This window comes from Streptomyces sp. NPDC014889 (genome assembly GCF_043081205.1).
GTDB lineage: Bacteria > Actinomycetota > Actinomycetes > Streptomycetales > Streptomycetaceae > Streptomyces.
On sequence record NZ_JBIBWH010000003.1, the window covers coordinates 278083 to 293377 of the forward strand.

At 73.3% G+C, this 15295-nt stretch carries 12 protein-coding genes; 5 read left to right on the forward strand and 7 right to left on the reverse strand.

Features of this window, described 5'->3' with window-relative positions:
- Positions 1-106: 106 nt before the first annotated feature.
- Positions 107-1597 carry a S28 family serine protease gene (locus ACF09J_RS07395; RefSeq protein ID WP_392304408.1) on the forward strand — a complete coding sequence of 497 codons (1491 nt, stop codon included), beginning with the start codon at positions 107-109 and terminating at the stop codon, positions 1595-1597.
- A gap of 142 nt (positions 1598-1739) precedes the next feature.
- Here ACF09J_RS07395 and ACF09J_RS07400 read toward each other — a convergent pair whose 3' ends face one another.
- From ACF09J_RS07400 to ACF09J_RS07410, 3 genes are all read right to left on the reverse strand, one after another.
- Positions 1740-2369, reverse strand: coding sequence for a hypothetical protein (locus ACF09J_RS07400; protein ID WP_392304409.1), 630 nt, complete (start codon positions 2367-2369; stop codon positions 1740-1742).
- A gap of 135 nt (positions 2370-2504) precedes the next feature.
- Positions 2505-4334 carry a glycoside hydrolase family 3 protein gene (locus ACF09J_RS07405; RefSeq protein WP_392304410.1) on the reverse strand — a complete coding sequence of 610 codons (1830 nt, stop codon included), beginning with the start codon at positions 4332-4334 and terminating at the stop codon, positions 2505-2507.
- Between the two features lie 326 nt (positions 4335-4660).
- Entirely contained in the window at positions 4661-5578 is a 918-nt protein-coding gene (locus ACF09J_RS07410; RefSeq protein ID WP_392304411.1) for a LysR family transcriptional regulator, read from the reverse strand.
- A gap of 98 nt (positions 5579-5676) precedes the next feature.
- Between ACF09J_RS07410 and ACF09J_RS07415 the strand changes: the two genes are divergently transcribed.
- Entirely contained in the window at positions 5677-6624 is a 948-nt protein-coding gene (locus ACF09J_RS07415; protein WP_392304412.1) for an EamA family transporter, read from the forward strand.
- Between the two features lie 7 nt (positions 6625-6631).
- Here the strand turns inward: ACF09J_RS07415 and ACF09J_RS07420 are convergent, their stop codons facing one another.
- Together ACF09J_RS07420 and ACF09J_RS07425 are read right to left on the reverse strand one after the other, a co-directional pair.
- Positions 6632-7564, reverse strand: coding sequence for a GNAT family N-acetyltransferase (locus ACF09J_RS07420; protein ID WP_392304413.1), 933 nt, complete (start codon positions 7562-7564; stop codon positions 6632-6634).
- A gap of 1157 nt (positions 7565-8721) precedes the next feature.
- Positions 8722-9792 carry a LacI family DNA-binding transcriptional regulator gene (locus ACF09J_RS07425; protein ID WP_392304414.1) on the reverse strand — a complete coding sequence of 357 codons (1071 nt, stop codon included), beginning with the start codon at positions 9790-9792 and terminating at the stop codon, positions 8722-8724.
- Between the two features lie 286 nt (positions 9793-10078).
- On the opposite strand from ACF09J_RS07425, the gene ACF09J_RS07430 reads away from it, so the two are divergent.
- From ACF09J_RS07430 to ACF09J_RS07440, 3 genes are read left to right on the forward strand one after another with little or no spacing between them, the layout of a single operon-like run.
- Complete coding sequence (locus tag ACF09J_RS07430) at positions 10079-11230, forward strand: Gfo/Idh/MocA family protein (protein ID WP_392304415.1); 1152 nt, start codon at positions 10079-10081, stop codon at positions 11228-11230.
- Positions 11227-12378, forward strand: coding sequence for a dihydrodipicolinate synthase family protein (locus ACF09J_RS07435; protein WP_392304416.1), 1152 nt, complete (start codon positions 11227-11229; stop codon positions 12376-12378). Before ACF09J_RS07430 ends, ACF09J_RS07435 begins: the two co-directional genes overlap by 4 nt.
- Positions 12375-13211, forward strand: coding sequence for a sugar phosphate isomerase/epimerase family protein (locus ACF09J_RS07440; RefSeq protein WP_392304417.1), 837 nt, complete (start codon positions 12375-12377; stop codon positions 13209-13211). The genes ACF09J_RS07435 and ACF09J_RS07440 overlap by 4 nt, the downstream gene beginning before the upstream one ends.
- A 53-nt stretch (positions 13212-13264) precedes the next feature.
- Here ACF09J_RS07440 and ACF09J_RS07445 read toward each other — a convergent pair whose 3' ends face one another.
- The gene (locus ACF09J_RS07445; RefSeq protein ID WP_392304418.1) at positions 13265-14167 is read right to left on the reverse strand and encodes a ribokinase; all 903 of its coding nucleotides are present in this window, start codon (positions 14165-14167) and stop codon (positions 13265-13267) included.
- A gap of 64 nt (positions 14168-14231) precedes the next feature.
- Positions 14232-15248 (reverse strand): LacI family DNA-binding transcriptional regulator, encoded by a 1017-nt coding sequence (locus tag ACF09J_RS07450; protein ID WP_392304419.1) that lies wholly within the window; start codon positions 15246-15248, stop codon positions 14232-14234.
- Positions 15249-15295 lie beyond the last annotated feature (47 nt).

Below are 15295 nucleotides of genomic sequence, written 5' to 3' on the forward strand. Positions count from 1 at the left end.
CGCCGGGAACCCCTGAAACAGGTTCAGGTATTTTCCCTGCTCCCCTGGTGTGCACCCGAGTTGCTCCGATAGCTTCCGGCGAACATCTGTCTCATAGGGAGGGTGCATGCGCAAGGCGCTCAGATGGCTGCTCGCGCTCACAGTGTCCATCGGCACACTGAGCACGGCGGGGGCGGCCACAGCGTCCCCCAAGCTCTCGGCTCCGCTCGAGCAGGGGGTTCCCCCATCGCCGGAGGCCACGAACGGCACCGCGGCCAGCTCGGAAACCGACATCCTGAACCGGCTCCTGGCCATCCCGGGGATGAGCCTGATCCAGGAGAAGCCCTACAGCGGCTACCGCTTCTTCGTCCTCAACTACACCCAGCCGGTGGACCACCGCCATCCGTCGAAGGGCACCTTCGAACAGCGGATCACCGTGCTGCACAAGGGAGTCGACCGCCCGACGGTCTTCTACACCGGCGGCTACAACGTCTCCACGACCCCCAGCCGCCGCGAGCCCACCCAGATCGTGGACGGCAACCAGGTCTCCATGGAGTACCGGTTCTTCACCCCGTCCCGGCCCGCCCCGGCCGACTGGTCCAAGCTCGACATCTGGCAGGCCGCCAGCGACCAGCACCGCATCTACGAGGCGCTGAAGCCGGTCTACTCCCACAACTGGATCGCCACCGGCGGCTCCAAGGGCGGCATGACGGCCACCTACTACAAGCGCTTCTACCCCGGTGACATGGACGGCGTGGTCGCCTACGTCGCCCCCAACGACGTGGTCGACAAGGAGGACTCCGCCTACGACCGCTTCTTCGCCACCGTCGGCACCAAGGAGTGCCGCGACCGGCTGAACGGGGTGCAGCGGGAGGCGCTGGTGCGCCGGGAGTCGCTGGAGAACAAGTACGCGAAGTTCGCCGCCGACAACGGCTACAGCTTCACCACCATCGGCAACCTGGACAAGGCGTACGAGGCCGTCGTCCTCGACTACGTGTGGGGCTTTTGGCAGTACAGCCTGCTGAAGGACTGCGGCACCATCCCGGGTGACGCCAAGAACGCCACCGACCAGCAGATCTGGGACTCCGTCAACACCATCTCCGGGTTCGACGCCTACACCGACCAGGGCCTGGAGACCTACACGCCGTACTACTACCAGGCCGGCACGCAGCTCGGCGCGCCGACCATCCAGTTCCCGCACATCGAGAAGAAGCTGATCCGCTACGGCTACCAGCCGCCGCGCAACTTCGTGCCGCGGTCCATCCCGATGAAGTTCCAGCCGTCGGCGATGCGTGACGTGGACACCTGGGTGCGCCGGCACGCGAACCACATGCTCTTCGTGTACGGGGAGAACGACCCGTGGGGCTCGGAGCGGTTCCGCCTCGACAAGAAGGCGCAGGACTCGTACGTCTTCACGGCGCCCGGCATGAACCACGGGGCGAACGTCGCCGGTCTCGTGCCGGACGAGAAGGCGCTCTCCACGGCCAGGATCCTCGAGTGGGCCGGAGTCGCCGGACCGGCGGTCCAGGCGAACCCGTCGGTGGCCAGGCCGCTGGCGGGCTTCGACGCGAAGCTGGACGTGCGGGACGTGGAGCGCGAGCCCGCGCTCAGGCCGTGACGCGCTGATTCGCACATGCTGATCCGCACATGCTGATCCGCACATGCTGATCCGCACATGCTGATCCGCACATGCTGATCGAGAGGCGCTGATCGAGAGGCGCTGATCGAGCGGCGCTGATCCCGGTGGGCCGCGCCCGGAGTCACAGTCTCCGGGCGCAGCCCACCGGTTCGTCGCCGCCCAGCCGGACGTACAGCGCGGTCGACGCCGGGCACTGGTCGCGGCTGCGCACCGCCCGCGTCACCCGGTACTCCGGCTTCCTTCCGCCCGTGCCGTCGCACGCGGTCTCCCGGACCTGGCCGCGGCCGGAGCCGTAGACGCAGTCGCCGACGACGGTACGCGGGCCGCCCCCGCCGCCGGGGTCGCCGGGGTGCGGCGGCTGAAGGTTGCGCATACAGGCGTAGCCCTGCGGGATCGCACCGCCCTCCGTGCCCGGGGCGGCCGGCTGGGCGCCGATGTGCAGGACGAAGTCGGTGTCCGGCGGGCAGGGCGGGCCGTCGGCCGGCCGGCCGTCGTGGCGGGCGGTCACCCGGGCCGCCGCACGCTCGCCGGAGCACGGCACCTCGGTGAAGCTCGTCGTGCCGAAGGAACTGCACTCGCCCACACCGAGGAACACCGCGCCGTGCCCGGAGGGCCGCGCGGAGGCCGGGGCAGCGCCCCGTTCCCGGCCGTCCGTGGATCCGGGCGGCTGTCCGCAGCCCGTGAGCACGGCCACGAGCAGCGCCGGCAGGGCGCACGCCACCCCCACGCACCAGTTCCCGCGACTTGCCATCCCCCGGTCCACCCCCCGGCCCAGCGTGGCCCGCCACAGCGGGGCCACGCCAGGCGTGCGGGGCGCTTCGGGCCAGTTGGCGGTGGCGCGCCGGGGGCGCGACGTAAGCGCCGTACGCCCGACGCGCGAGGCCGGTCAGTACGACAGGCCGTACCCGATGGGGTACAGGACCCGTGCCGGGTCGTCCGCCCGCTGCACCGGCACCGGGAGCTTCCCGCGCGGCCTCACCTGGCCCGCGATCACCCGGGCGGCGGCGCGCAGTTCCACGTCCGTCCAGGAGTAGGCCGCCAAGTGAGCAGGGACGGTGGGTAGTTGGGCGATGTCGTAGGGGTTGCGGACCGCGACCGCGATCACCGGGCGGCCGGTGGCGACGAGCCGTTCGACCAGCGTCTTCTGGGAGCTGCCCGCCGTGACGTTGTACGTCGCGACCACCACCGCGTCCGCGTCCCGGGCCGCGGCCACCGCCTTGTCGGCGGTCGCCGTCGACGGGGCGGTGCCGGTCGACAACGCCGTGGCCTGGAAGCCGAGTTCGGTGAGGGCGGCGGCGAGCACTCCGGTGGGCGGCCCGGTGGTGCCCGACGGGGACGCGGGGTCGGCGCCGACGACGAGCAGCTTCTTGTGGCTACGGCGGGACAGCGGCAGCAGGCGGCCCTCGTTGGCCAGCAGGGTCGTGGTCCGCTCGGCGATCCGGTCGGCCGCCGCCAGGTGGGTGCCGATGCCCACGACGCGGTCGACCTTCGCCTGGCTGACGTAGGGTTCCTCCAGCAGTCCCAGCTTCGCCTTCAGCCGCAGAACGCGCAGGATCGACTCGTCGAGCCGGGCCTCGGTCAGCTCGCCGGCCCGCACCGCGTTCAGCACCGCGTTCCAGGCCACGTCCAGCGAGGGCGGGTTGAGCAGCTGGTCCACGCCCGCCTTCAGGGCGAGCACCGGCACCCGGTCGTCGCCGTACTTGGTGCGTACGCCGTCCATGCCGAGCGAGTCGGTCACCACGACCCCGTCGTAGCCGAGTTCGCCGCGCAGGATGCCGGTGAGGATCGGCTGGGAGAGGGTGGCCGGGTCGCCGGAGTCGTCCAGCGCCGGGAACTGGATGTGCGCGGTCATGATCGAGTCGATGCCGGCCTTGATCGCGGCCCGGAACGGCACCGCGTCCAGCTTCTCCCACAGCTCGCGGCTGTGCGTGATGACCGGGAAGCCGTAGTGGCTGTCGGTGGCGGTGTCCCCGTGCCCGGGGAAGTGCTTGGCCGTCGCCGCCACCTTGGAGCTCTGGTAGCCCTTCACCTCGGCGGCCACCAGCTTCGCCACCGCGTCCGGGTCGGCGCCGAAGGACCGTACGCCGATGACCGGGTTGGCCGGGTTGACGTTCACGTCGGCGTCGGGGGAGTAGTCCTGGTTGATGCCGAGGGCGCGCAGCTCCGCGCCGGAGACGCGGCCCAGCGTCTGCGCGTCGGCGGGGGAGCCGCCCGCGCCCACCGCCATGGCGCCCGGGAACAGGGTCGCGGGCTTGCCCACGCGGCAGACGATCCCGTGCTCCTGGTCGGTGGCGACGAGCAGGGGCAGGCCGCGCGGCTGTCCGAGGGACGCCTGCTGGATCCCGTTGGACAGGTCCGCTATCTGGTGCGGGTTCTGGGTGTTGTTGGCCCAGGCGAAGTAGATGATGCCGCCGACGCGGTACTTGGCGATCAGCTCGGCGGCCGTGCGGACGCCGATCTCCTTGAGGTTGGCGTCGATGTCGGCCTGCGTCGGGTCGGTGGCCGAGTGGCCGTAGACCCGCATCACGAAGAGCTGGCCGACCTTCTCCTCGAGCGTCATCCGAGAGACGAGGGCACGCAGCTTCTTGTCGTTGTAGGAGGCGGCGTGGGCGGTGCCGGTGCCCGTGACCGCCAGGGCGGCGGTGATGCCGGCGGTGGCGGCGAGAACGGTGCGTCTGGAGGGAAGTGCAGTGGTTCCCGTGCTGGTGTCGTGCACGTGCGCCCCTTCCGGGAGGAGATCCCTAGCGCTGAAGGAAACTTCCGAGGAGTCACCAATATCCGGGAAGTTTCTGCCAGTCAAGGGAGTGCACAGGAACCGGTGAGGGCCGCCGCCGGCGCAGCCGGAGGGGGGCGCGCCGACGGCGGCGGGCTGCCGGCCGCGGTGCGGAGGAGAGGGTGGTCGGCGATCGCGGACGTCGGCGAGGCCGGCACCGCACCGCGCGGACTCCTGCGGCAGCTCACCGGTCGGACGGGCGGGGGCGGTGCCGGGTTCCCGGCCGGACGCGGATTCCCGCACATCGGTGCGGAGGTGACCGCGGGAGTTCAGCGGGGCGTGTGGGCGGACACCTCCGGCCAGTGCTGCCGCAGGGTGCGCACCGTCTCCGCGATGGCCGGCCGCCGGGCGGCGCCCGTGCGCCACAGCGCGTACAACCGCCGTACGGGCATGGGATCGAGCGGCACCTCCACGACCCCCTCGGGCAGCGGGCCCCGGCCCAGGCGCGGGATCAGCGCGACGCCCAGGCCAGCGGCGACCAGGGCGACCAGGGTCGGGTTCTCGTCGGCCTGGTGGACCACGTCCGGCTCGTGTCCGGCGGCGCGCAGGGTGCGCAGCAGCCAGTCGCTGCACACCCGGCCCGGCGGCTGGCAGATCCACCGCTCGCCGCCCAGCTCCTCGCGCCGCACCCCCGTCCGCCCCGCGAACGGGTGCCCGGCCGGCACCAGCAGGTCGCACAAGTCGTCCCCGATGACGGCCTGTTCCACCCCGGCCGGGGCGGGCAGCGGGGCGATGTCCCAGTCGTGCGCGACGGCCAGGTCGACGGCGCCCTTGGCGACCAGGTCCACCGACAGATGCGGGTCGACCTCACTGAGCCGGGCGTCCAGGGCCGGGTGCCGCCGGGCCAGGTCCGCGAGGACGCGGGGCATGAGCCCGCGCGCCGCCGAGGCGAACGCCGCCACCAGCAGCCGTCCGGCGGGCACCCCGCGCCGCTCCTCGAGCTCGGTCTCCGCGCGCTCCACGATCGCCATCAACTCGCTGGCCGCAGCGACCAGTTGGTGAGCCTCGTCGGTGAGCCGCACCCCGCGTCCCTCGCGTTCGAGCAGGACGGTCCTGGTCTCCCGTTCCAGCTTGGCGATCTGCTGCGACACCGCCGACGAGGTGTACCCGAGCGCGACGGCGGCCGCCCCGACGGTGCCGTGCACGGAGACGGCGTGCAGGGCGCGCAGACGCTGGAGATCGAGCACGGTGTTCCTCCCGCAGGCCGACCGATTAGTGTTGCTTCACGCAATGGTGCAGCAATCATCGCTGGTGCTTCACGGTCCGTGGACGTGATCCTCGGTACATGCGACCCGCCCATGTCCTGCTCGCCGTCCTCGTCGCCGCCGTCTGGGGCGTGAACTTCACCGTCATCGAGGTCGGCCTCGGCCACTTCCCGCCCCTGCTCTTCTCGGCCCTGCGCTTCCTCGCGGCCGCCGTGCCCGCCGTCTTCCTGGTGGGCCGGCCGAAGGTGGCGTGGAAGTGGATCGTGGCGGTCGGGCTGGTGCTCGGCGTCGCCAAGTTCGGGCTGCTGTTCGTCGGGATGGACGCCGGGATGCCCGCCGGGCTCTCCTCCCTGGTGCTCCAGATCCAGGCGGTGTTCACGGCCCTGTTCGCCTTCCTGGCGCTCGGCGAACGGCCTTCGCGCGTCAGGGTGCTGGGCATGGGTGTGGCGCTCGCCGGCATCGGCGTCGCGGCCGTGGACGAGGGCACCGCGGGCCCGGTGGGCGCCTTCGCGCTCGTCGTCGCCGCGGCGGCCTGCTGGGGCGTCTCCAACGTCCTGACCCGCAAGGCGGCCGCCCCGGACGCGCTGAACTTCATGGTCTGGGTGAGCACGGTCCCGGTCCTGCCGCTGCTCGGCCTGTCGCTGCTGCTGGAGGGCCCCTCCCGCGACCTGGCCGCGCTGCGCGCCCTGGACTGGCAGGGCGCGGGCACGGTCCTCTACGTCGCCTGGATCACCACGGTCTTCGGCTTCGGCGCCTGGGGCCTGCTGTTGCGCCGCCACCCGGCGTCCACGGTGGCGCCGTTCTCGCTGCTGGTCCCGGTCTTCGGCATGTCCTCGGCCGCGCTCTTCCTCAGCGAATCGGTCAGCCTGCTGCGCTGGTGCGCGGCGGCGCTGCTGGTGGGCGGGGTGGCGCTGACCTCCCTGACACCGGGCCGCCGCCGCGAGCGCTCGCCCGCCCCGGCTCCGGGGCCCGCCGCCGTGCACAGCGACGTCCCCGCCCCGGCGCAGCCGGCCGGGCGGCCGCGCTGAGGTCTCCTCACGCGCCCGTTTCGCGCAGGTCCAGTCGCCAGTCCTGGCCCACCAGGTCCTTGCCGAAGGAGTGGTGCGGCCGCTCGGCGACCAGGGCGAAGCCGTGCCGCTGGTAGATGCGGCGGGCGCTGCCGAGCACGTCGTTGGTCCACAGCACCAGGTCCCGGTAGCCGGTTTCGCGCGCGAAGCCGACGACCGCCCGCACCAGTCGGTCCCCGATGCCCAGTCCGCGCGCCTCGGGCCCGACCAGCAGCAGCCGCAGCCGCGCGGTGGCCGGCGCCTCGTCCCGTACGCACATCACGCACCCGACCGGGCGCCCGTCGAGCTCGGCGATCCACACCCGTTCCAGGTCCGGGTCGTGGTCCCGGGCGAAGTCGGCGACGATCCTCGCCACCAGGCCCTCGTAGTCGGCGTTCCAGCCGAACTCGGCGGCGTACACCGCGCCGTTGCGCTGCACGATCCAGCCCAGGTCGCCGGGTCCGGGCCCGCGCAGCACGACGTCCTCGGGCCGTGGCTCCCGTCCCCCGGACAGGATCTCCCGTACGGTGCGCATCGCGTCCGCCAGCCGCGGCCGGTCCGCCGGCGGTACGGCGAGCAGCAGCCGGCCGACGGACTCCCGCGCCCGCTCCTCCAGCAGGCCGGCGGCCTCCCTGCCGTGCGGCGTGAGGGTGACGCTCCGGCGCCGGGTGTCCCGCTCGGACGGGCCGCGCTCGACCAGCCCGTCCTGCTCGAACTTGTTGAGGATCCGGCTCAGGTACCCGGCGTCCAGGGAGAGTTCGGCCCGCAGGTCGGCCGCGTCGGTCCGGGGCGCGTGCGCGAGCTCGTAGAGCACCCGTGACTCGGTGAGCGTGTAGGGGGCGTAGAGGTGGCGGCCGTAGTCGAGGGCGCCGATGGCGTTGGTGTAGAAGCGGTTGAAGGCGCGGATGTCCTGGACGGTCATGGCGGGCCTCGTGGGTGAGGGGGCGGGAGACGGCGGATGCTTGACTCAGTCAGAGAACCGCTCGGTCCGAGGCTAAACCCCGGCCGCCCGCCCCGTCCACGCCTCGGGCCACCCGCCTCACGCCCCGAGCGGCACCCCGATGGACCCACACGGTGCCCGGTGCCCGCCCGCTGTCCCGTGGACGCGCCCGACGCCCCTTTCGGACCAGCAGGGCTCTCGACCCCTGGGATCCCGCGCAACGCCCCACCCTCCCGCGACGCCCCGCGCCCCGCGCCGTGCCTCATGTCCCCACGGCCCGGTTCTCCAGCCCTGCGGGTTTCCCGACCCGCGGGCCTCAGCCGCGCGGTCTCTCGCCTCCGCGCGTGCGCCTGACGCCATGAGGTCCCTGCGGACCCGCACGGCGCCTTGCCCCGCGTGGTTCAGGCCGCACGGACCCCTTGCGCGGCGCCCCCTGCCGCACGCAGACCTCAAGTCCCTATGGCTCGTGCGGTTCCCAAGTCCTGCGGGCCGTCTCAGGTCCCGCGATCTTCGAGCCCTGCGGGTTTTCCCGAGCCCTGTGGTCTTCAGCCCGCGCGGTCTCTCGCCCCCGCGCGTGCGCCTGACGCCACGGGGTCCCGGCAGGCTCGCGCGGCGCCTCGCCCCGCGGGATCAGGTCTCACGGACGCCTGCGCTCCACGCTCCACGCCGCACGCAGTGCCTCAAGTCCCCATGGGTGGTGCGGTTCTCAAGTCCTGCGGGCCGTCTCAGGTCCCGCGATCTTCGAGTCCTGCGGGTTTTCGCGAGCTCCGTGGTCTTGAGCCCGCGTGGTGTCTCGCCTCCGCGCGTGCGCCTGACGCCGCGGGGTCCCTGCGGACCCGCACGGCGTCTCGCCCTGCGTGGTTCAGGCCGCACGGACCCCTTGCGCGGCGCCCCCGCCGCACGCAGTGCCTCAAGTCCCCATGTCTCGTGCGGAGTCCTGCGGGCCGTCTCAGGTCCCGCGATTCTCAAGCCCTACGGGTTTCCCGAGCACCGCGGGCCTCAGACCGCACGGTGTCCCGCCCTGCGCATGCGCCTCACCCCACGGGGTCCCCGCGGACCCCCACGGCGCCTCACGCCCCGCGTGGTTCAGGCCCCACGGATGGCTTCCCGCGACCCGCGGCGTCCCACGCCCCCACGCTTCAGGCCCCGCCCGACGCCCCCGTCGTCTCGCGCGGCGCCCCCGTCGACCCGCGCACCATCAGCTCCCCCGGGACGTGTGCGACCTCGCTCGCCGGCGGCTCCTCGCGGCCCATCGCGATGCGGCCCGCGCGGGCGCCCGCTTCCGCGAGCGGCAGCCGGACCGTCGTGAGGGCGGGGACCGTGTCGACGCTGAAGGGGAGGTCGTCGAAGCCCGCCACCGAGACGTCCTCGGGGATGCGCAGACCGGACTCGCGCAGCGCGGCGCAGGCGCCCAGCGCGACGGAGTCGTTCGCGGCGACGACCGCCGTCAGGGACGGGTCGCGGCGCAGCAGCTCCAGGGTGCCCTCGTGGCCGGACCGGCGGTCGTAGCGGCCGTACACCGTCCGGCGGGGGTCGTCCTCGATGCCCGCCGCGGCGAGCGCCTCGCGGTGGCCCTCCAGCCGGTGGCGGGTGGTCGTGCGCTCCCCGGGCCCCGCGATGTAGCCGAGCCGCCGGTGGCCCAGGGCGATCAGATGCTCCGTCAACCGCCGTGCGCCGTCCTGGTTGCCGAAGGCCAGCGCGATCGCCCGGGTGCCCGCCGCCGGGGGCCGCCCGCACAGCACCACACGCGTCCCGGCGTCGGCCAGCTTGCGCAGCTTGGCCGAGACCGCCGCCGCGTGCGGCGCGTCCTCCACGGCCCCGCCGGTCAGCACCACCGCAGCCGCCCGCTGCCGTTGCAGCAGGGTCAGGTAGGTCAGCTCGCGGTCCGGTGAGCCGCCCGTGTTGCAGACGACCGCCAGCCGCTCCCCGCCGGCCCGGCCCCCGGGGCCGCCGATCTCCGACTGGATGGCGCTCGCCATGATGCCGAAGAAGGGGTCGGCGATGTCGTTCACGAGGATGCCGACCAGGTCGGAGGTCGCGGCGGCGAGCGAACTCGCGGGACCGTTGAGCACGTAGTCCAGCTCGTCTACCGCCTTCAGCACCCGCTCCCGGGTGGAGGCGGCGACCGGGTAGTTGCCGTTCAGCACGCGCGACACCGTCGCGGGAGAGACCTGTGCGCGGGCCGCCACGTCCGCCAGGGTCACCGTCATCTCGTCGTCCTCCGGTCGCGCATCTTGTCGTCGTACGTGCCACCCGACACGTGCCCACTCGTGGCCCGCCGCGGGCACGCGCCCGGCCCGGGGTGTCGAGCAGACCTTACGGCCACCCGGCCCGCCCGCAGGCGGCCTCGAACCACCACGTCCTGGACACGCTCTTGTCCGGACGGCTGTCCAGAGGCTAGCTTCTCTGTGCATAGAAAGCGCTTGCTGCAACGCGCTCACCAGTGCCACCACCGGGGGCGTACGCGGCGCGTGGACCGCGTACGAAGGGACTGAAGTGACACGCAAGACGGTGCGGATCGCCATGAACGGCGTGACCGGGCGCATGGGGTACCGCCAGCATCTGGTCCGCTCCATCCTCGCCCTGCGCGAGCAGGGCGGACTCGACCTCGGCGACGGCACGGTGCTGTGGCCGGAACCGGTCCTGGTCGGCCGGCGCGAGCACGCGCTGCGGGCGCTCGCCGAGAAGCACGGCCTGGAGCACGTCTCGACCGACCTGGACGCGGTCCTCGCCGACCCGTCCGTCGACATCTACTTCGACGCGCAGGTCACCTCGGCCCGCGAGGAGGCGATCAGGAAGGCGATCGCCGCCGGCAAGCACGTCTACACCGAGAAGCCCACCGCCACCGGCCTGGAGGGCGCCCTGGAGCTCGCCCGGCTCGCCCGCGAGGCCGGCGTCAAGCACGGCGTCGTCCAGGACAAGCTCTTCCTGCCCGGCCTGCTCAAGCTGAAGCGGCTGATCGACGGCGGCTTCTTCGGCCGGATCCTGTCCGTGCGCGGCGAGTTCGGCTACTGGGTCTTCGAGGGCGACTGGCAGGAGGCCCAGCGCCCGTCCTGGAACTACCGTGCCGAGGACGGCGGCGGCATCGTCGTCGACATGTTCCCGCACTGGGAGTACGTGCTGCACGAGCTGTTCGGCCGGGTCACCTCCGTACAGGCCCTCACCGCCACCCACATCCCCCAGCGCTGGGACGAGAACGGCAAGCCCTACACCGCCACCGCCGACGACGCCGCCTACGGCGTCTTCGAGCTGGAGGGCGGGGTGATCGCCCAGATCAACTCCTCCTGGGCCGTCCGCGTCAACCGCGACGAGCTGGTCGAGTTCCAGGTCGACGGCACCGAGGGATCGGCCGTCGCCGGTCTGCGCGACTGCCGCGTCCAGCACCGCTCCGCCACCCCCAAGCCGGTCTGGAACCCCGACATCCCCGCCACCGAGGTCTTCCGCGACCAGTGGCAGGAGGTGCCCGGCAACCAGGAGTTCGACAACGGCTTCAAGGCCCAGTGGGAGCTGTTCCTCAAGCACGTGTACGCCGACGCCCCCTACCACTGGGACCTGTTCGCCGGCGCCCGCGGCGTCCAGCTCGCCGAACTGGGCCTGAAGTCCTCGGCCGAGGGCCGCCGCCTCGACGTACCGGAGATCCAGCCGTGACCATCCGACTGCCCGGCGCGGGCGGGACGCTGCGCAGTTACGAGCCCCGCACCGAGCCGCTCGCCCCCACCGCGGGCACGCCCTTCACCTCCCGGACCGTCTTCTCGGCGGCGCACGTCGTCGCCGACCCGTTCGCCGACGTGTCACCCGACTCGCCCGCTGCCGTCGACTGGGACGCCACCCTCGCCTTCCGCCGCCATCTGTGGGCCCACGGGCTGGGCGTCGCCGAGGCCATGGACACCGCCCAGCGCGGCATGGGCCTGGACTGGGCGGGCGCGGCCGAACTGATCCGCCGCTCCGCGGCCGAGGCCCGTGCCGTGGGAGGCCGGATCGCCTGCGGCGTCGGCACCGACCAGCTCACCGGCGGCTCGCTCACGCGGATCCGGGCCGCCTACGAGGAGCAGCTCGCCGTCGTGGAGGAGGCGGGCGCCCAGGCGATCCTGATGGCCTCGCGCGCCCTTGCGGCCACGGCCGAGGGCCCCGAGGACTACCTGGAGGTCTACGGCCACCTGCTGCGCCAGGCCGCCGACCCGGTGATCCTGCACTGGCTCGGCCCCATGTTCGACCCGGCCCTCGAGGGCTACTGGGGCTCGGCCGACCTGGACGCGGCCACCGACACCTTCCTGGAGGTCATCGCCGCCCACCCCGACAAGGTCGACGGAGTAAAGATCTCACTGCTGGACGCCCAGCGGGAGATCGACCTGCGCCGCCGCCTGCCGCAGGGCGTGCGCTGCTACACCGGCGACGACTTCAACTACCCCGAGCTGATCGCCGGCGACGAGCAGGGCTTCAGCCATGCGCTGCTCGGCATCTTCGACCCGCTCGGACCGCTGGCGGCCGAGGCGGTACGGGTCCTGGACACCGGGGACACCAAGGGCTTCCGCGGCCTGCTCGACCCCACGGTCGAGCTGTCCCGGCACCTCTTCCAGACCCCCACCCGCTTCTACAAGACGGGCGTGGTGTTCCTGGCCTGGCTCGCCGGGCACCAGACGCACTTCACGATGGTCGGCGGCCTCCAGTCGGCCCGCTCCCTGCCTCACCTCGCCCGCGCCTACGAACTCGCCGACGGACTCGGCCTGTTCCCGGACCCGAAGCTCGCCGAGGAGCGGATGACGAACCTGCTGTCGCTGTACGGGGTGAACCAATGAGCGCGGACCTGGAACGCTTCTCCATCAACCAGATGACGGTCAAGCAGCTGTCACTTCCGGAACTGGTGGACACCTGCCTGGAGCTGGGCGTGCCGGGCGTGGGCCTGTGGCGCGAACCCGTCCAGGCGTACGGCGTGGAGGCCGCCGCCAAGCTCGTCCGGGACGCGGGCCTCACCGTCACCACCCTGTGCCGGGGCGGCTTCCTCACCGCGATCGACCCGGTCGAGCGGGCGGAGGCGCTGGGCGACAACCACGCGGCGATCGACGAGGCCGCGACGCTCGGCACCGACACGCTGGTGCTGGTCTCCGGCGGACTGCCCGCAGGCAGCAAGGATCTGCGCGGGGCCAGGGAACGCATCGCCGACGCCCTCGCCGTCCTCGGCCCGTACGCGGCCGAGCGCGGGGTCCGCCTGGCCATCGAGCCGCTGCACCCCATGTACGCCGCCGACCGCTGCGTGGTCTCCACTCTCGCCCAGGCGCTCGACCTCGCCGAGCGCTTCCCGGCCCACCAGGTCGGCGTCACCGTCGACACCTACCACATCTGGTGGGACGACACCGCCCCCGAGCAGATCGCCCGGGCGGGCGCTGGCGGCCGCATCCACACCTTCCAGCTCGCCGACTGGACGACCCCGCTGCCCGAGGGCGTGCTCAACGGCCGGGGCCAGATCGGCGACGGCTCGATCGACATGCGGGAGTGGAAGCGGTACGTGGAGGCGGCCGGTTACACGGGCGCCATCGAAGTCGAGCTGTTCAACGACGGGTTGTGGGCCCGGGACGGACGGGAGGTGCTGGCGGAGACGGCGGAGCGGTTCGTGGCGCACGCGATCCGATGACCACCGCTCATGCGATCCGATGACCACCGCTCACGCGATCCGACGGCCACCGCTCACAGGGCGTCGACCTCGGCCGCGGTGGGATAGGACTCCTGCGCGCCCCGCCGGGTGACGGCGACCGCGCCGACCCGGGCGGCGTAGGCCGCGGCCTCCTCCAGGGAGGCGCCCGCGCCCAGCCGCCAGGCCAGCGCCGCGGTGAACGCGTCGCCCGCGCCGGTGGTGTCCACGGCGTCCACCTTCACCGACGGGACCCGGGCGGTCCCGTCGGCGGACGCCACCAGCGCGCCCTCGCCGCCCAGGGTGATCACCACCGAGCGCGGGCCCAGGGCGAGCAGGTCCCGCGCCCAGCTCCCGGGGGTGCCGCCCGCCTCGGAGCCGCCCAGGATCACCTGCGCCTCGTGCTCGTTCACGATCAGCGGGTCGCAGGCCTCCAGGAGTTCCCGCGGCAGGGGGCGAGGCGGCGACGGGTTCAGCACGAAGCGGCTTCCCGGCGCCAGGTTCCGCACCGCCTCCACGACCGTCTCCAGCGGGATCTCCAACTGCGCCGAGACCACCCGGGAGGCGCGCAGGAGGTGGCCGGCCGCGCGCACGTCCTCGGGGGTGAGCCGGCCGTTGGCGCCCGGCGAGACCACGATGCTGTTGTCCCCGGACGGGTCCACCGTGATCAGCGCCACCCCGGTGGGCGCCCCGCCGACCAGCACGCCCGCCGGGTCGACCCCGGCCGCGCGCTGGGCGTCGAGCAGCAGCCGGCCGTGGGCGTCGTCGCCGACCCGGGCCAGCAGGGCCGTCCGGGCCCCGAGCCGGGCGGCGGCCGCGGCCTGGTTGGCGCCCTTGCCGCCGGGGTGGACCCTCAGATCGGAACCGAGCACCGTCTCCCCTGCGGCGGGCCGCCGCTCGACACCGATCACCAGGTCGGCGTTGGCCGACCCCACGACCAGGAGGTCGTAGTCGTACATGTGCGCTTTCTCCTTACGGGGGTGACTCACGAGGGGGCCGGCCGGGACGACCGGTGGACATCGGTCAGGTCGCCGTCACCGGGTCGCCCTCCGGCTCGCCGCAGGAGCGGCGTACGACCAGCCGGGCGGGGAGGGTGACGGACCGCGCGGGCCGCCCCGCCATGCGGTCGACCAGGGCGCGTACGGCGGCGCGCCCCAGCTCGTCGGTGGGCTGCGCGATCGCGGTGATCGGCGGGTCGGTGTGCGGGAACCACGGGATGTCGTCGAACGCGGCCAGCGCGATGTCGCCGGGCACCCGCAGCCCGCGCGCGCGGATGGCGTCCAGCGCGCCGAGCGCCATCAGGTTGTCGGCGGCGAACACGGCCTCGGGGGGCTCGGGCAGCCCGAGGAAGCCCTCGGTGACCCGTCGGCCGCTCCCCGCCTTGAAGTCGCCCTGGCCGATGTACGCGTCCGGCAGCGGGAGTCCGTGGGCGGCCAGCGCCTCGCGGAACGCCTCCACGCGCTCGCGGCCGGTGGTGGTGGCCGCCGGGCCCGCGATGATCGCGAGCCGCCGGTGGCCGAGCCGGTACAGGTGCGCGACGAGATCCCGGACGGCCGCCCGCCCGTCCGAGCGGACCACGGGCACGTCCACGCCCTCGATCCACCGGTCCACGAACACCATCGGCGTGCCCGCGCGCGCGGCGTCCGGCATCAGCGGGGAGCCGTCGTCGGCGGGGGAGATGAGGAGACCGTCGATACGGCGGTCGAGCAGCGTTCGTACATGGTGGTCCTGGAGGCCGGGCCGCTCGTCGGCGTTGCCGATGATCACGCTGTAGCCGAGGGCGCGGGCCTCCTCCTCGACGGAGCGGGCCAGTGCGGTGAAGTACGGATTGAGCACGTCGCTGATGACCAGGCCCAGGGTGCGGGTCCGGTGGGTGCGCAGCGACCGGGCGACGGCGTTCGGGCGGTAGCCCAGCGCCTCGACGGCGGCCAGCACGCGTGCGCGTGCGCCGGCGCTGACCGACGGGTTCTCGTTCAGGACGCGGGAGACCGTGGCCACGGACACGCCCGCCGCGGCGGCGACGTCCTTGATGCCCGCCATCGCCGTCCCACCTCCTCGTGGAATCGATTACATCAGCGATTGGAAAC